Annotated in this window: 17 protein-coding genes; 9 read left to right on the top strand and 8 right to left on the bottom strand. The window is 65.0% G+C overall.

What is annotated here, in order from left to right:
* Positions 1 to 52 precede the first annotated feature (52 nt).
* Positions 53 to 673, top strand: a complete 621-nt coding sequence (locus NDO75_RS01230) for a hypothetical protein (protein WP_310904282.1) — start codon at positions 53 to 55, stop codon at positions 671 to 673.
* A 22-nt stretch (positions 674 to 695) separates the two neighbouring features.
* On the opposite strand, the gene NDO75_RS01235 is transcribed toward NDO75_RS01230, so the two are convergent.
* Both NDO75_RS01235 and icd read right to left on the bottom strand, forming a co-directional pair.
* A complete protein-coding gene (locus NDO75_RS01235; RefSeq protein WP_310904283.1) occupies positions 696 to 1,133 on the bottom strand; it encodes a GNAT family N-acetyltransferase in 438 nt (145 codons plus the stop codon).
* A gap of 178 nt (positions 1,134 to 1,311) precedes the next feature.
* Complete coding sequence (gene icd / locus NDO75_RS01240) at positions 1,312 to 2,574, bottom strand: isocitrate dehydrogenase (NADP(+)) (RefSeq protein ID WP_310904284.1); 1,263 nt, start codon at positions 2,572 to 2,574, stop codon at positions 1,312 to 1,314.
* Positions 2,575 to 3,242: 668 nt separating this feature from the next.
* On the opposite strand from icd, the gene map reads away from it, so the two are divergent.
* Positions 3,243 to 4,139, top strand: coding sequence for a type II methionyl aminopeptidase (map, locus tag NDO75_RS01245; RefSeq protein ID WP_310904285.1), 897 nt, complete (start codon positions 3,243 to 3,245; stop codon positions 4,137 to 4,139).
* A gap of 110 nt (positions 4,140 to 4,249) precedes the next feature.
* On the opposite strand, the gene NDO75_RS01250 is transcribed toward map, so the two are convergent.
* On the bottom strand, positions 4,250 to 4,450 hold the full coding sequence (locus NDO75_RS01250; protein ID WP_310904286.1) for a hypothetical protein: 201 nt from the start codon (positions 4,448 to 4,450) through the stop codon (positions 4,250 to 4,252).
* 253 nt (positions 4,451 to 4,703) lie between these two features.
* Between NDO75_RS01250 and NDO75_RS01255 the strand changes: the two genes are divergently transcribed.
* From NDO75_RS01255 to NDO75_RS01265, 3 genes are all read left to right on the top strand, one after another.
* Positions 4,704 to 5,267: an HIT domain-containing protein gene (locus NDO75_RS01255; RefSeq protein ID WP_310904287.1), complete on the top strand. Its 564-nt coding sequence runs from the start codon at positions 4,704 to 4,706 to the stop codon at positions 5,265 to 5,267.
* A gap of 57 nt (positions 5,268 to 5,324) precedes the next feature.
* Positions 5,325 to 6,206: a mechanosensitive ion channel family protein gene (locus NDO75_RS01260; protein WP_310904288.1), complete on the top strand. Its 882-nt coding sequence runs from the start codon at positions 5,325 to 5,327 to the stop codon at positions 6,204 to 6,206.
* 64 nt (positions 6,207 to 6,270) lie between these two features.
* Positions 6,271 to 6,681 (top strand): cupin domain-containing protein, encoded by a 411-nt coding sequence (locus NDO75_RS01265; protein WP_310904289.1) that lies wholly within the window; start codon positions 6,271 to 6,273, stop codon positions 6,679 to 6,681.
* A 22-nt stretch (positions 6,682 to 6,703) separates the two neighbouring features.
* Here the strand turns inward: NDO75_RS01265 and NDO75_RS01270 are convergent, their stop codons facing one another.
* A complete protein-coding gene (locus NDO75_RS01270; protein ID WP_310904290.1) occupies positions 6,704 to 6,940 on the bottom strand; it encodes a glutathione S-transferase N-terminal domain-containing protein in 237 nt (78 codons plus the stop codon).
* A gap of 132 nt (positions 6,941 to 7,072) precedes the next feature.
* On the opposite strand from NDO75_RS01270, the gene NDO75_RS01275 reads away from it, so the two are divergent.
* Both NDO75_RS01275 and NDO75_RS01280 read left to right on the top strand, forming a co-directional pair.
* A complete protein-coding gene (locus tag NDO75_RS01275; RefSeq protein ID WP_310904291.1) occupies positions 7,073 to 9,031 on the top strand; it encodes a PAS domain S-box protein in 1,959 nt (652 codons plus the stop codon).
* Between the two features lie 61 nt (positions 9,032 to 9,092).
* Positions 9,093 to 9,572 carry a redoxin domain-containing protein gene (locus tag NDO75_RS01280; RefSeq protein WP_310904292.1) on the top strand — a complete coding sequence of 160 codons (480 nt, stop codon included), beginning with the start codon at positions 9,093 to 9,095 and terminating at the stop codon, positions 9,570 to 9,572.
* A gap of 30 nt (positions 9,573 to 9,602) precedes the next feature.
* Here NDO75_RS01280 and NDO75_RS01285 read toward each other — a convergent pair whose 3' ends face one another.
* From NDO75_RS01285 to NDO75_RS01295, 3 genes are all read right to left on the bottom strand, one after another.
* Positions 9,603 to 9,968: a helix-turn-helix domain-containing protein gene (locus NDO75_RS01285; RefSeq protein ID WP_310904293.1), complete on the bottom strand. Its 366-nt coding sequence runs from the start codon at positions 9,966 to 9,968 to the stop codon at positions 9,603 to 9,605.
* A gap of 127 nt (positions 9,969 to 10,095) precedes the next feature.
* The gene (locus NDO75_RS01290; protein WP_310904294.1) at positions 10,096 to 11,349 is read right to left on the bottom strand and encodes a tRNA (N(6)-L-threonylcarbamoyladenosine(37)-C(2))-methylthiotransferase; all 1,254 of its coding nucleotides are present in this window, start codon (positions 11,347 to 11,349) and stop codon (positions 10,096 to 10,098) included.
* A gap of 106 nt (positions 11,350 to 11,455) precedes the next feature.
* Positions 11,456 to 11,806, bottom strand: coding sequence for a hypothetical protein (locus tag NDO75_RS01295; protein ID WP_310904295.1), 351 nt, complete (start codon positions 11,804 to 11,806; stop codon positions 11,456 to 11,458).
* 228 nt (positions 11,807 to 12,034) lie between these two features.
* On the opposite strand from NDO75_RS01295, the gene NDO75_RS01300 reads away from it, so the two are divergent.
* On the top strand, positions 12,035 to 12,562 hold the full coding sequence (locus NDO75_RS01300; protein WP_310904296.1) for a helix-turn-helix domain-containing protein: 528 nt from the start codon (positions 12,035 to 12,037) through the stop codon (positions 12,560 to 12,562).
* Positions 12,563 to 12,626: 64 nt separating this feature from the next.
* Here the strand turns inward: NDO75_RS01300 and NDO75_RS01305 are convergent, their stop codons facing one another.
* Entirely contained in the window at positions 12,627 to 13,643 is a 1,017-nt protein-coding gene (locus NDO75_RS01305) for an AI-2E family transporter (RefSeq protein ID WP_310904297.1), read from the bottom strand.
* A gap of 117 nt (positions 13,644 to 13,760) precedes the next feature.
* On the opposite strand from NDO75_RS01305, the gene NDO75_RS01310 reads away from it, so the two are divergent.
* Positions 13,761 to 14,498, top strand: coding sequence for a DUF547 domain-containing protein (locus NDO75_RS01310; protein ID WP_310904298.1), 738 nt, complete (start codon positions 13,761 to 13,763; stop codon positions 14,496 to 14,498).
* Positions 14,499 to 14,504 lie beyond the last annotated feature (6 nt).

The following is a 14,504-nucleotide window of genomic DNA, read 5'->3' on the forward strand; positions in this document are numbered from 1 at the left end:
AGTAATCGCTGAAATGGCGTACATTTATATACTAGCCGCGAGCAGCCGAGGTATGCGAGACCGTATCGTCGACGAATTAGGTGAGTTACCCCGCTCGCGATTTCTGGTGTATCTCATGGGGCCCTACGAAGCGTTCGACGTCGAGCGGGCGCTCGCGGACGCCGACCCCGAATCGGTGCCCGCGTCGATGGACTTCGGAACGCTCGTCGGCTCCGAGCACGACCTCGAGCGCGACGAAGCGGCGCTGGACCTCCTGCTGGACGCCCGCGATCGACTCCGGACGAGTGCTGGCGTCAACGCCTTTCTCGCGGTCGACGTCGACGTCCCGCTCTCGGAACTGGACGCCGCGTCCCAGAGCATCGCGTTCGCTCGAGCGAGCAACGCCGTCGTCTACGTCGTCCCCGCCGCCGGCGACAACCTCGGCGTCGGGATCGAGGTCGGGTCGGTCCTCGAGGCGCTGTTCGACGAGGAGACGCCCGCCCACCACCGCGAACGCGTCGTGTTCGCTCACGAGTCGGGCGTCCGAAGCGCGATGATCGCCGCCGTCCGCGACCGTTGGGAGGCCCGGATCTACTCGTACGAGGACCGCGAGGAACTGTGTCGACAGCTCCGCCTGTTCGTTCGCGACCTCGTTCGCAGGGAGCGGACGGGCGACCTGCCGCGACTCGAGTGACGCGGGACGGCCTCGCGTCGGATCACGCCACCGACTTCCGCATCTCGACGTGGGGGATCCCCGCCTCCTCGAACTCCTCGCCGCGCCGTTCGTAGTCGAGGTTACGATAGAAGCCGGCGGCTCGGGTCTGCGAGTGGAGTTTCAACGTCGAAAACCCGAGCGCGGCGGCGCGCTCCTCGAGCGTCGCCATCAGCGCACGACCCACGCCTTCGCTCCGGCGGGGCTCGAGGACGGCGACGCGCTCCACTTTCCCGACGCCGTCCTCGTACTCGCGCAATCGCGCCGCGCCGATCGGTTCCTCGCCGTCGTACGCGACGAAGTGGACGGCAGTCTCGTCGTGATCGTCGTACTCCAGTTCCTCGTCGACGCCCTGCTCCTCGACGAACACCGCGTGACGGACCGCGAACGCGTCTTCGCGTTCTCGGTCCGTGTCGGCGACGTGGACCTCGAGATCAGCCATCGCGTGAGCGTACGCGCGTAGGATGGGTGAATATTACGGCACGAGTGTCGACTCGACCGAGTTACGACCCGCTCGATCCGGTGAGCGGCTCCGAAAGAAAAGCGAGAACGGAGAGCGGTTTACGAGAGGTTCTCGAGTGCGTCAGACCGCGTCGCGGCCTGACTGCCCGAAAAACTGTCTACGACAGTTTCTCGATGTTGTTGACGACTTCCTCGGCGAACTCGCTGGTGGCGAGCTTCTCGGCGTCCTCGAGCTGTCGCTCGAGGTCGTAGGTGACCTTGCCCGACGAAATCGTCTCCTCGACGGCGTCGCGGACGAGGTCGGCGGCGTCGGCCCAGCCGATGTAATCGAGCATCATGCGGCCCGAGAGGATCATCGCGGTCGGGTTGACCTTGTCCTGGCCCTCGTACTTGGGCGCGGAGCCGTGGACGGGTTCGGCCAGCAGGAGACCGTCGCCGAAGTTGGACCCGGGAGCGATGCCGAGGCCGCCGATCTGTGCACCGGCGGCGTCGGACATGTAGTCCCCGTTCAAGTTCATCGTCGCGATGACGTCGTACTGGTCGGTGCGGGTCAGCAGCTGCTGGAGCATGTTGTCGGCGATGCGGTCGTTGACGACGAGCACGTCGTCGTCGGCCTCGCCGTCCTGCTCCTCCCAGAGGGTGTCCTCGGTGATGACCTCGTCGCCGTACTCCTCTTCGGCGACCTCGTAGCCCCAGTCGCGGAACTGGCCCTCGGTGAACTTCATGATGTTACCCTTGTGGACCAGCGTGACCGAGTCGCGGTCGTGCTCGAGGGCGTAGTCGATGGCGCGGCGGACGAGACGCTTCGTCCCGAACTCCGTGATCGGCTTGACGCCGATGCCGACGGGGCCGTCGTGGATGGTGCTGTCGAAGCCCATCTCGTCCTCGACGAACTCCTTGACCTGTTCGACTTCGTCGGTGCCTTCCTCCCACTCGATGCCGGCGTAGACGTCTTCCGTGTTCTCACGGAAGGTGACCATGTCCATCTGCTCGGGCTCGGAGACGGGGGACGGAACGCCGTCGAGGTGGTAGGTCGGACGGACGTTCGCGTAGAGGTCGAGCTTCTTGCGCAGCGCGACGTTCAGCGAGCGGAAGCCGGCGCCGACGGGCGTCGTCAGCGGGCCCTTGATCGCGACGCGGTGTTCCTTGATCGCCTCGACGGTCTCGGCGGGCAGGTTCTCGTCGTATTTCTCGCGGGCGGACTCGCCGGCGTAGACGCGCATCCAGTTGATCTCGCGGCCGGTCGCGTCCGCGGCGGCCTCGAGGACCTTCTGTGCGGCGGGGCCGACGTCGCTGCCCACACCGTCACCGTAGATAATCGGGATAATCGGGTTGTCAGGTACCTCGAGTTCGTCTTCGGTACCCTCTTTCAGCGTGATCTTCTCCCCGTCGTCGGGGACCTCGATCTTGTCGTAACTCATCTCGTCTACACGGTTCTTCGACGGGGGTAAAAGGTCTACCATTTCCGTCTCGGCCCGGCAAAAGTTGAACGATACACAGTCGCAGCGGATTCCGAGATGGTGTCGAAATCCGGTGTCTGAGCGATTTATCGGCCGGAATTCGACACCGCCACTGATGCAAAAAACATCAAATGAAGGGGATGATCGTCGAAAAATCAGCACTTCACGATGGACGGGCGACGAGAGCGATGAGCGTCCGACTCGCTGCCGAATCCTGCTCGTCCCGTCCGGAAAAACGCGGCCGACCGTCCCTCGAGGCCGGTGGATCCACCCGCCGGGTGCTCGTTCGTGCCGTCGGCCTCGTGGGCGTCGGTCGCCGGTTCGAGCCGGGGTCAGCGTGCCAGTGACGCCCTGCTCGGTTCGCTGGCGTCTCTCACGCCGGTGGGTACGAGGTCCCGGCGGGGTATAACCCGTGGCGACCGTTTCACGGACGCCGACGACGATACGGACGATTTCTCGCGCAAACGGTCGGGTCTGGAACGTGTTCGATCGGCCCGCGGTCGCCACTGAACGCGCTTCGAGGCCAGTTCGAACGACACCGCTGGGGTCCGTCCCGGTGACGGCCGGCCCGATCCGTCGGCCCGCGGAGAGACGGAACCTCTTTTTGTCGATCGGTGTAACCCGGATGCATGGCTGAATCCGAGGTGGACCTCGAGTCCGAGCAGTACGAGAAACACCGCGAAGCAGGGGAGATCCTCGCGCAGGTGCGCGAGGAGACCGCCGAGCGCGTCGAGGTCGGCGCGAGCCACCTCGAGGTCGCCGAGTGGGCTGAAGAGCGTATCCGGGAACTCGGCGGACAACCCGCTTTCCCGGTCAACATCTCCGTCGACGAGGAGGCTGCTCACGCGACGCCGTCGATCGACGACGAGACGACGTTCGGCGAGGAAATGATCAATCTGGACATCGGCGTCCACGTCGACGGCTGGCTGGCCGACACCGCGATCACCGTCGACCTCTCGGGCAACCCCGAACTGGCCGAGGCCTCCGAACAGGCTCTCGAGGCCGCTCTCGAGGTCGTCGAACCCGGCGTCGACACTGGCGAGATCGGCGCGGAGATCGAGGACGTGATCGACGGCTACGGGTTCAACCCCGTCGTCAACCTCACCGGTCACGGACTGGGTCACTGGGAGCAACACACCAGTCCGAACATTCCCAATCGCGCCGTCTCGCAGGGCGCGACGCTCGAGGTCGGCGACGTAGTCGCGATCGAGCCGTTCGCGACCGACGGCGGCGGCAAAGTCAGCGAGGGCGCGACCGAGGAAATCTTCTCACTCGAGCGCGAGGGCAACGTCCGTAACCGACAGGCCCGCGAGGCGCTGGACCAGATCACCGAGGAGTTCCGTACGCTGCCGTTCGCGACGCGGTGGCTCGAGACCGACCGACCGGAGATGGCGCTGCGCCGACTCAAGCGCAACAGTATCGTCCACAGCTATCCGGTTCTCAAGGAGGACGACGGCTTCCTGGTCAGTCAGAAGGAGCATACGATTATCGTTACCGAGGACGGCTGCGAAGTCACGACCGAGTGAAATCTGACGGTAGTTCGAATCGGTAATAGCGACAACGAGTGCGAGATGCTCGACGGATTCGGGGACCGAGCAACGGAAGTAGTTGGTCGTTAATCGAGTGCTAATCTGCTTCAGGCGTTGTTCATCCGCTGGCTCGAGCGGTTGCCACATCGCTGGCACTCGCTGACGCGGTACGGTTCGCGGGAGAACTGTGCGTTCTCTTTCTTGAGGCTCTCGGTTCGAATCTGCACGGAAACCTCGTGGAGGGTTTCCAGATCGCATTCCTCGCAGTGCTCGGTCATCCCGTTGAATGAGTTGTCGGTCGTTGCCATTACCGGATTACTTGTAGTAGCCTCCTCTTAAAGCCATGCTTCATTTTGAAACGTGAGTTGAGAAAAACGCAAGAAGGCGTTAACATCTCTATAAAGAGGTACCGAGAGCGTCTTATACTGTTTAAAACTGGCTCTCGTTCAGTTATAGCGGATTTGGGTCTTGCCAACGCACGATATGGCGGTCGAATACCGCCGTGATCGCCGTACGCGATGGGACTGAAACGCTTTAGGCGCGCCTCGAGTGGTACCGACTATGGAGCAGGTGTTCGCACCGTGGCGGATCGAGTGGATCAGACGGGAGGAAAAGAATCCGGACGTCGAGGACTGCGTCTTCTGTGAACTGCCCGAGCGGGACGCCGACCGCGACAACCGGATCGTCGCGCGCAGCGAGCACGCGTTCGTCATGCTGAACAACTACCCGTACAACCCGGGCCACGCGATGGTGATACCCCACACGCATACCGGCGAGTACGGCGCGCTCGCGGACGATACGCTACTCGATCACGCCCGCTTGAAACAGCGAACGTTCGCCGCCCTCGAGACTGCCTTCGAGCCGGACGGTTTCAACGCCGGCTTGAACCTCGGTGACGGCGCCGGCGGCTCGATCGACGACCACCTCCACACCCACGTCGTCCCGCGGTGGCAGGGCGACACGAACTTCATGCCCGTCATCAGCGACACGACGGTGATCGTCGAGGCGCTCGAGGCGACGTACGACCACCTCCACGACGCCTTCGCCGCCCAGGACGGAACGACCGCCCCCGACGAAGGGAGTGCCGTCGTCGTCGAGACCGACGGGGATCGCAATCGAGTGTGATCGGCGGGGAGAGTGCCGGCCCAACGCTTGTGGGCCGCTCCGTCGAACGCCGAACGCGTGCCCGTATTGACTCGCCTCGAGGAACTGCTCGCGGCCTACCTCTCGCTACTGGACAACGTCGCGACCTTCCTGCTGACGTTCGCTCTCGTGTACGTGATCGGCCGAATCGTCGTCCGGCCGCTCGTGAGCGCCGCGCTCGGCGTTCGCGACACCGAGCGCACCCTCAAGGAAGGTCTCGAGGGCGTCGTCGCGATCGGCGTAGTCACGATCGCGGTCGTCGTCGGCCTCTCGATCGCCGGCCTGGGCTTCGTCCTCGAGCGGGCGGCGATTCTCGTCGCCGCGTTGACGGTCGCGCTCGGGTTCGCCGCACAGAACGTGGTCGGCAACTTCGTTAGCGGCGCGTTCATCGTCACCGATCCGTCGTTTAGCATCGGCGACTGGATCCGCTGGGACGATCAGGAGGGGATCATCGAGGACATCAGTTTCCGCTCGACGCGGGTCCGCACGTTCGACAACGAGATCGTTACGGTCCCCAACTCGGAACTGACCGCGAGTGCGGTCACCAACGCCGTTCTCGAGGACCGACTCCGGGTCCGGGTGTCGGTCGCGGTCAGTTACGACGACGATCTCGACGCGGTCACCCGTCTCCTGACCGACGCGGCGGCCGACCATCCAGACATTCTTGCGGAACCGGAGCCGACGGCGCGCATCGTCGGGCTCGGCGACGGGGTTCAGATAGTCGCCCTGTGCTGGATCGCCGACCCAGACCGCGGTACCTACGGCCGCGTCCGCTCGGAGTACGCCCGCGAGATCGTCGCCCGCCTCGAGCGCGAGGGGATCGATCTAGGGACCGCTCAGGGACCGGTCGCACCGTCGGCCGGAGCGGGACCGAGCCCGACGGCGCGAGCGGTCGACGGCGGGGACGGGGGACAGGGATGAGAACCAGCAATCCGGGCCGGTCGACGAGACACTTTTGACGCGCGTTATCGTTCCACACGGTAGCATGGAGTACGAAGTGGTTCACACCGACGACGTACCGATCACCGACCTCTCCGACGTCGACGAGATCCCGCCCGACCTGCGGATCCGGGCGATCGACGAGGTCTTCGACACCGATTCGCTCAATATCAAGCTCTGGTACTTCGAGCCCGGCGAGGAGATCGGCTACCACGCACACAACGAGCAAGAGGAGTTGTACTACGTGGTCGAGGGCGAGTTCTCGCTGAAACTCGGCCGCTCGGGCGAGGAGGAGTACGTCGATGCCGGCCCGGGAACGTTCTGGATCGCGAAGCCGGAAGTCGGCCACGGCCACCGCAACGTGGGCGACGAGGAAGGCGTTATTCTGGCGATCGGCGCGCCCGCAGTCGAAGACCCGGGCATCGATCCCCACGATCTCGACGACGGCGACGAGTAGCGAGCGGCGACTCCGACCGTCGTCAGGCGTAGGTCGTCTCGAGGTAGTCGAGGATGCGCTCGGACTCGGCCATCGTCACGCCGCTATCCTCGTCGATGACGACGGGGACCTGCCGCTGGCCCGAGACGCGCTTGACCTCGTTGCGTTTCGAGTGCAGTCCCTCGACCCAGACGCTCTCGTAGTCGACGTCGAGTTCCTCGAGGCGGTCGACGACGTGCTCGCAGAACGGGCAGCCTTCCAGTCGGTAGAGCGTGAGCATGCCCCTTACTACGGCACAGGCGATCAAAAGAGTACGCCTCGCTCGAGTGCCGTCGGCCCACGGCGCCGACATCGGGTGGCCCCAACGAGAGTTGCCACAATAGCTAATATTCGTCGGTCGAAGACGGAACCGATGGACGCCACCTCGTATCGCGAAGCACTGTACGACGTATTCGTCGATACGGACCGCGACGTCGAGGCGCAGATCGCCCGCGCCCTCGAGATCGGGACGGAGTATTTCGATCTCCCCGTCGGTTTTCTCACTCGGATCGAGGACGAAACCCAGACAATCGTGCAGGCGGTCGGCTCGCACGAACTGATCCAACCGGGCGAATCCTGTCCGCTCGAGGAGGCCTACTGCCGTCGAACCGTCGAGACTAACGTGCCGCTTGCCGTCCAGCAGGCGTCGGTATCGTCGGCAATCTCGGAGACCGCGATCGAGACGTTCGATCTGGGAGCATACATCGGTGGCAAGGTCGTGGTCGACGGCGATACCTACGGGACGGTCTGTTTCGCCGACAAAGACGAACGTGACACCCCCTTTTCGGAGGTCGAAAAGACCACTCTCGAACTGCTGACGAAGCTGATCGGGCAGGCGCTCGAACAACGGGCACACGAGCGCGAGCTCCGGCGCCGAAACGAGCGACTCGAGCGGGAGAAACAGCGCTTCGAGGGGATCGCGGAAACCAGCTTCGATATCCTGTTCCGGGTCGGGCTCGAGACGGAGTTCACCTACGTTTCGTCCGCGGTCGAGCGCGTCCTGGGCTACGAGCCCGAGACGCTGATCGGACGACCGATCACCGAGTTCATCGCCGAGTCCGCGACCGAAGCGGCGATAACGGGCTACTCACAGGTGATCGACGGGACGCCGGTCGAAAACCTCGAACTCGAATTCGTCGACGCGGACGGCGAGCTCGTCGTGCTGGAGGTAAACGGAACGCCGCTCGTCGACGACGGTACCGTTCGCGGAGTGCAGGGCGTCGGCCGAGACGTGACCGCGAGAAAGGAACGCGAACAGGAACTGCGGATCAAGAACCGGGCGATGGACGAGGCGCGGATCGGCATTTCGATTTCGGACGCAGAGCAGTCCGACGAACCCCTCGTTTACGTCAACGAGGGGTTCGAACGGCTGACCGGGTACGAGGCGGCCGATTCGCTCGGTCGGAACTGTCGCTTTCTTCAGGGCGAGGCGACGGATCCGGAGACCGTCGCCACGCTCCGCGAACGGATCGACGCGAACGAGCCGGTGTCGGTCGAGATCCTCAACTATCGGGCCGACGGAACGCCGTTCTGGAATCAGGTCCGTGTCAGTCCGGTCGAGAACGCAGACGGTGACGTGACCCACTACCTCGGTTTTCAGACCGAGATCACCGAACGCAAGCGGACCGACCAACTCGTCCGGCTGCTCAACCGGGTGCTTCGGCACAACCTGCGCAACGACATGAACGTCCTCCTGGGGCTCGCCGACCGACTCGAGAACGCCCCGGCCGACGACGCCGAGACCCCCGGCGAGCAGCTCTCCGACACCGCCGCCGCGCTGATCGAACTGAGCGAACAGGCCCGCGATCTGGAACGGTACGCCCGACGCGAGCGCGATCCACAGCGGCTCCCGCCCGACTCGCTTCTCACCGACGTCGCGAACGACTATCGCGAGCGGTTCCCGTCGGCGACCGTCGACGTGACCGTCCACACCGATCGCCCGTTCTGTGCCGGCCCCGAACTCGAGCGGGCGGTCGCCGAACTCGTCGAGAACGCGCTCAAACACAACCCTGCACCCGAGCCGTGGGTCGGGTTAGCGGTCGCCGACGACGACAGCGAGCGGGTCGTCCTGACCGTCGAAGACGACGGTCCCGGAATCTCGGAGATGGAGACCACCGTCATCGCCAACGGCCAGGAGGAAGCGCTGGAACACGGTTCGGGGCTCGGCCTCTGGCTGGTCAACTGGATCGTCACCCGCTACGGCGGTTCCTTTCAGATCGAGGCCAGGGACGGCGAGACCGCGGGATCCGTCGCGACCGTCCGACTGCCCGGGATCGGTCCCGACGACTCGCTCGAGTCCGTCGCACAGCGCCCGACGGTCCTCTTTCGCTGATCGAACCGAACGATACGCCCGCTACGCCGAGATTTTTGTGCTCGGACGAGCATCCTCGCGTATGCCACCGACCGAGGGCGAGACCGTTGCCGATGTCGAGGCGGTGCTCTGTGACGGCGAAACGTTCCGATCGACAGCGCTGTCCGACGCACTCGGCGCTCGAGGAGGCGTCGTCGTCTCGACGGGCTTTGCGTTCAGCGCGATCGCACAGAACTGGTGGAAGCGCTTCGTCCGCGCCGGCTGGGCCGAGTTCGAGGACGTGTCGGTCCTCGGCGTGAGCCGGGACGGTCCGTACGCCCAAAACGAGTTCCTCCGCTGGCTGGACCGCCCCGGCTTTCGCTTCTTCGCGGACGTCGACGGCGCGGTGAGCGAGTCGTTCGATTTGCTGGTCGATCGGTCGCACATGGCCGGCGTGTCGACGCCCTGGCGCTCCGCGTTCGTCCTCGATGCGGATCGCGAGGTGCAGTACGCCTTCGTCGCGGACGACTGGATCTCGCCGCTTCCCCGCGAGGAGATCGAAGCCGCCGTCGCGGACCTCTAACGGTTCGCCGCCGGGAGGCTCACACCGCAGTCAGGGCTCGCAGTAGAGCGTCTTGCCGTGGTGTGCACACTCGATCCGCAGCGGATCGTCGTACGTCACTCTGACGTGCTCGATCGCCTGGACGTAGTGGGCCGGCAGCCCTCCCTGGGAGCGCTCGTTGAGCTGTCGGATCAGCCCGGCTTCGCGGAGGTTCTCGACTTTCCGGTAGGCTGTGGACGTGGGGAGCTCGAGCGCATCGGCGATCTCGCTGACCGTCGTCGGCTCCTCGACGGCCAGATACACCGCTCGCGCGTCGTCCTCGGAGAGCAACTCGATGATCTGCTTCGGTGCGCACCCGAACTCTCCGTCCCGATCGGCGCGCGGACACGGGGCCGGCTCTTCGACTGTGTTGCTCATATCGAGCAATTCTCTCCGAACGGCCGTAGAGTCGTGCGCTGATTCCCGAACACTGGTTACCGTCGCGACTTTCAAGACCCTCGAGAGCGAGTCGGGTTCGCCGCGGTGGAAGCGACCGACCCGGACCCTACACCGGCGTCCCGAACGCGTACATGGTTTCGTGAGCCGTCACCTCGAGATCGACGAAGTCGCCGGGCTCTATGCCGCAGTCGGCCGCGTTCTGCACGATGATCTGGCGGTAGGCCGAGTCGCGACACTTCACGGAATCGGCGGTGCCCTCCTCGACGACGAGGCAGTCGTCACGACGCTCGCCGACCATGTCCGCGTAGGCGTCGGCGACGATTTCGCGCTTGGCCGCGCTCATCTCCTTCGAGCGCTCCTTCTTGACCGTGCCGCCCAGTCCCTTCATGTCGGCCGCGTCGGTACCCGGCCGCTTCGAGAAGCGAGTGACGTTGATCTTCTCCGGGCGGGTCTCGCGCAGCAGCGCCATCGACTGCTCGTGGTCGTGCTCCGCTTCGGTCGGGAAGCCGACGATGAAGTCCGTCGAGAGCGTCCAGTAGTCGAGCGCCTCGTCGAACGTCTCGACGACTTCGAGATACTCCTCGACCTGGTGCTGGCGGCGCATGTCGCCGAGCACGTCGTCGCTCCCGGACTGGACCGGCGCGTGCAGGAAGTCGTAGAGTTCGTCGCGTTCGGCGAAGACCTCGGCGAGTTCCTCGCGGATGCCGTGGACGCCCTTCGGGTTGGCCATCCCCACGCGCACCCGGAAGTCGCCCTCGAGGTCGCAGATGCGCTCGAGCAGCCGGTGTAACTTGCGCTCGCCCTCGTCCCAGCCGTAGACGCCCGTGTCCTGTCCCGTGATCCGGATCTCCTTCGCGCCGGCGTGGATCAGCGCGCGGGCCTTCTCGACGTTTTCCTCGATCGAGGGGGAGTCGATCTTGCCCGTCGCCTGCTTGGTGATGCAGTAGGAGCAGTCGGACATACAGCCCCGTGCGATGGGGAGGATGCCGACGACGCCGTCGAGGATCGGCTCCGCGTCGGGCGTCGTCGTCGGACACTCACCGTTCGTCACGGCCTCCGGGACCTCGTCCCAGTGGAGGACCTGGCCGTCGACGCCGGCCTGGTCGAACTCCTCGCCCTGGGCCAGCGCCATACAGCCGGTGATGAAGAGATCGGCCGTCTCGTCGGCGAGCTCCTCGGCCCGCTGCAGCATGTTACGCTCGGTCTTCTCGACGACGGTGCAGGTGTTGAGGATGGCCACGTCCGCCTCGTCGGCGCTGTCGACTCGGTAGTGGCCCGCATCGCGGAGTCGCCGCTCTATCTCGCGGCTCTCCCCGCGGTTGGACGTACAGCCGTACGTCTCGATGTGATACCGGGCCATTCGTCTTGCTGCACCGTCGGGCGCGGGACGGCAAAAGCCCGACGGATCCCGGGCGCGACCCACGCAGCGTCGGACGCGAACCGGCCGGTGCCTCGAGGCGGGGGAGTTACTCGTTGTCGGCTCCCAACGACGCGGTGGCGCTGGACGATCCGCTTCGGAAGACCAGATAGAGGACCAGCACCGCGATCAGGAAATCGAACCCGTGCTCGACGAGGTGATGGACCGTCATCGGGACGAGGCCGAGGACGGTCCCGAGTCCGGTGATCGAGCGGACGACGAGGACGCCGAGGACGACCGAAATCAGACAATAGCGGGCCGTTCGTCGGCGGGAGTAGGCGACGAGTCCGACGACGAACAGGGCAGTCGTACCGAGTACCGCGAGGACGATGACGGCGACGAGGACAGGTGCGAGCTGTGGATCGAGCCACTCGCCGGTGACCGATGTGGGGAACACCATGCGATCGATACCGGTACTCGGTCGGACGGCTACCTATTCGTGTCGGTGTTTCCCGTTGGACGGTCTCGGCGGATCGAGCGCCACTCTCGTTCGGTCGTCAGATCGGCTGCTGGCCCGACTCGAGTCACGGATCGCCGGTTCTCGGCGGCTGGGAACGCGGGGAACCCGTTATATGCGCCTATCCGCTAGCTCCCGGTACATCCGTCCGCAGGGTGAACAGGGGTTACGATGACTGAAACACGACAGGAGATCAGAGCGCACGTGGGTTCGAACGCCGGTGTTCACTTCAACGAACTCGTCAGGGAGTCCGACTTCGCGCCGGGGCAGGTCCAGTACCACGTCCGGCGGCTGCTCGAGGAGGATCGGCTCGTCCGCGAGGAGTTCTACGGCCGGACGCACTACTACCCGCCGGCGTACGACGACCGCGAGCGAGCCGCACTGGCGCTGTTCCGCCGGGAGACCGCCCGCGAGATCGTCGTCCACCTGCTCGAACACGAGTCGGCCGCACCCGCCGACGTCGCCGACGCCCTCGAGATCGCTCGCAGCACGCTCGAGTACCACGTCGACCGGCTGGTCGACCACGAGATCGTCACGAAACGGTACGACGAGCGAAATCGCGTCGTGCTCGAGCTTACCGATCCGGAAGCGACGGGGCGGCTGCTGACGACGGTGACGCCGACGGTTCCGGATCGGCTCGTCGACCGGTTTACGCGGCTCGTCGACGAGGTGCTCGCCGGGACGCCCGACGCACAGTAAGACGACCGCGACGACGGGCCGAGCGACGCCCGCACGGCCGCGGTACGGAGTCGACTGGCGTTCGTTACTGTAGCCCCGGTTCCGTCAACTGATTGTAGTGGTCCCGCATCACGTTCAGCGTCGCGATCAGCGCGCCGAGGACGACCGGTCCGTAGAACAGCCCCATGACGCCGAACGCGTAGACGCCGCCGAGGACGCCGAGGATGATGACCGCGGGATTGAGATCGGCGTAGCGATCGACGAGGATCGGCCGAAGGTAGTCGTCCGAGAGGCCGACGACGACCGTACTGTAGGCGAATAGCGCCACCGCGAGGAACGGCTCGTCCGTCGCGAAGAGGAAGAGGACGGCCGGTCCCCAGACGAGGAACGAGCCGACCAGCGGGATCAGCGAGAGGATGATCATGACGACCGTCCAGAACGCGGCGTTCGGGATCCCGGTCGCGAACAGCCCGAGACCGGCGATCGATCCCTGAATGATCGCGATCAGGACGTGGCCCGCCAGGACCGCCCACATGACCGCGTCCAGTTCCCGGTAGAAGTCGTCCTGTGCCTCGTCCGGTAGCGGCGTCAGCTCCCGGATCCAGGCGAACAGTTCGCTGCCGTCTTTGAGCAGGTAGTACAGCAGGAAGATCGCGACGCCCAGTCCGACGACGGTGTGAGTCAGCGCGCTTACCCACTGGGTCGACTGCTCGAGGACGGCTCCGCCGACCCCCTGTGCGGAGTCGGCCAGCGTCGTCGTCAGGTCGACGCTGACGCCCGTCTGCGTCTCGATAGCCTGCTCGAGTTCGGCCGTCCGGAGCGATTCCGGATCGGCGTTTTCGATGAGTCGCCGCGCGTCGCTGGCGACCACGGCGACGATGACGAACAGCGGGACGACGAAGCCGGCGACGGCAACGACGACGAGCGCGAGCGATGCGATACGTGGCGAAACTCGCCGCTCGAGGCGTTCCTGCGCCGGGTAGAGGACGTACGCCACGAGGATGGCTCCGAGGACGTACTGGAAAAACGGGAGGACGAGCAACAGCGAGAGGTACGCGAAGATCCCGACGAGAACGAAGAGAAACCCCTTGCTGAGATTCACGGCTATCAGTTCATCGCTCGGCGGAATAAAACCACCTATCCGACCAGTTCCCAGTACAGACTGTCGTCTGGATCCGTCACACGGCTTCAAGGGCTTGGTTCGTGAACTCATACCCGAATGTCGACTCAGCTCGATCCGCTTTCGCTCTCGGCCGATCTCCTGTATACGGTCAAGACCGAGGGTGACGCCGATCAGTTACGAGAGCGTCTCGCGGCCCTCGAGCGATCGCATCTGGAGCGGGCGCTCTCGGGCCGCGAAGGCAAACTCGCGTTCTGGCTCAACTGCTACAACGCCTACGCCCAGCTCCTGCTGGAGGAACGGGAGCCCGACCTGCTCGATGGCGGTTTCCTCGACCGATGGAAGTTCTTCGCTCGCGATCAAGTTCCGGTCTGTGGCGTCTGGCTGAGTCTCAACGATATCGAACACGGGTTACTCCGCGGTTCGAAGCACCCCTGGGGTTTCGGCTACGTTCCGCGGCTGTTCCCCTCGTCGTTCGAGCGGGAGTTCCGCCTCGAGCAGTGCGATCCGCGGGTCCACTTCGCGCTGAGTCACGGAGCCGATCACTGTCCGCCGATCGCGGTCTACTCGCCGCGCGACGTCGACGAAGAACTGGACATCGCCATCGAGTGGTTCCTGGAGGAGAACGTCTCGTACGATCCCGAAACCGAGACGGCGACCGTCCCGCGACGCTTCCGGTCCTATCGCGGCGATTTCGGCGGTCGACGCGGCATCGTCTCGTTCCTCCAGGAGTACAACGCCGTCCCGCCGGACGTGATGCCCTCGCTCGAGTACGAGCAGGTCGATCGGTCCGCGGAACTCGACGTCGACCTCGAGGGCGAAGACGTCCGACCGTAACGCCGT

This window comes from Natrinema sp. 1APR25-10V2 (genome assembly GCF_031626495.1).
In the GTDB taxonomy this organism is placed as follows: Archaea; Halobacteriota; Halobacteria; order Halobacteriales; family Natrialbaceae; genus Natrinema.

Bases quoted from the DNA above. Each gene is read 5' to 3' on its own strand.
- NDO75_RS01265 (WP_310904289.1), top strand. From the start codon at position 6,271: ATGGAGTACGAAGTGGTTCACACCGACGACGTACCGATCACCGACCTC.
- NDO75_RS01310 (WP_310904298.1), top strand. From the start codon at position 13,761: ATGTCGACTCAGCTCGATCCGCTTTCGCTCTCGGCCGATCTCCTGTAT.
- NDO75_RS01275 (WP_310904291.1), top strand. From the start codon at position 7,073: ATGGACGCCACCTCGTATCGCGAAGCACTGTACGACGTATTCGTCGAT.
- NDO75_RS01230 (WP_310904282.1), top strand. From the start codon at position 53: ATGCGAGACCGTATCGTCGACGAATTAGGTGAGTTACCCCGCTCGCGA.
- NDO75_RS01290 (WP_310904294.1), bottom strand. From the start codon at position 11,349: ATGGCCCGGTATCACATCGAGACGTACGGCTGTACGTCCAACCGCGGG.
- NDO75_RS01255 (WP_310904287.1), top strand. From the start codon at position 4,704: ATGGAGCAGGTGTTCGCACCGTGGCGGATCGAGTGGATCAGACGGGAG.
- NDO75_RS01235 (WP_310904283.1), bottom strand. From the start codon at position 1,133: ATGGCTGATCTCGAGGTCCACGTCGCCGACACGGACCGAGAACGCGAA.
- NDO75_RS01300 (WP_310904296.1), top strand. From the start codon at position 12,035: ATGACTGAAACACGACAGGAGATCAGAGCGCACGTGGGTTCGAACGCC.
- NDO75_RS01295 (WP_310904295.1), bottom strand. From the start codon at position 11,806: ATGGTGTTCCCCACATCGGTCACCGGCGAGTGGCTCGATCCACAGCTC.
- icd (WP_310904284.1), bottom strand. From the start codon at position 2,574: ATGAGTTACGACAAGATCGAGGTCCCCGACGACGGGGAGAAGATCACG.
- NDO75_RS01270 (WP_310904290.1), bottom strand. From the start codon at position 6,940: ATGCTCACGCTCTACCGACTGGAAGGCTGCCCGTTCTGCGAGCACGTC.
- map (WP_310904285.1), top strand. From the start codon at position 3,243: ATGGCTGAATCCGAGGTGGACCTCGAGTCCGAGCAGTACGAGAAACAC.
- NDO75_RS01250 (WP_310904286.1), bottom strand. From the start codon at position 4,450: ATGGCAACGACCGACAACTCATTCAACGGGATGACCGAGCACTGCGAG.
- NDO75_RS01280 (WP_310904292.1), top strand. From the start codon at position 9,093: ATGCCACCGACCGAGGGCGAGACCGTTGCCGATGTCGAGGCGGTGCTC.
- NDO75_RS01285 (WP_310904293.1), bottom strand. From the start codon at position 9,968: ATGAGCAACACAGTCGAAGAGCCGGCCCCGTGTCCGCGCGCCGATCGG.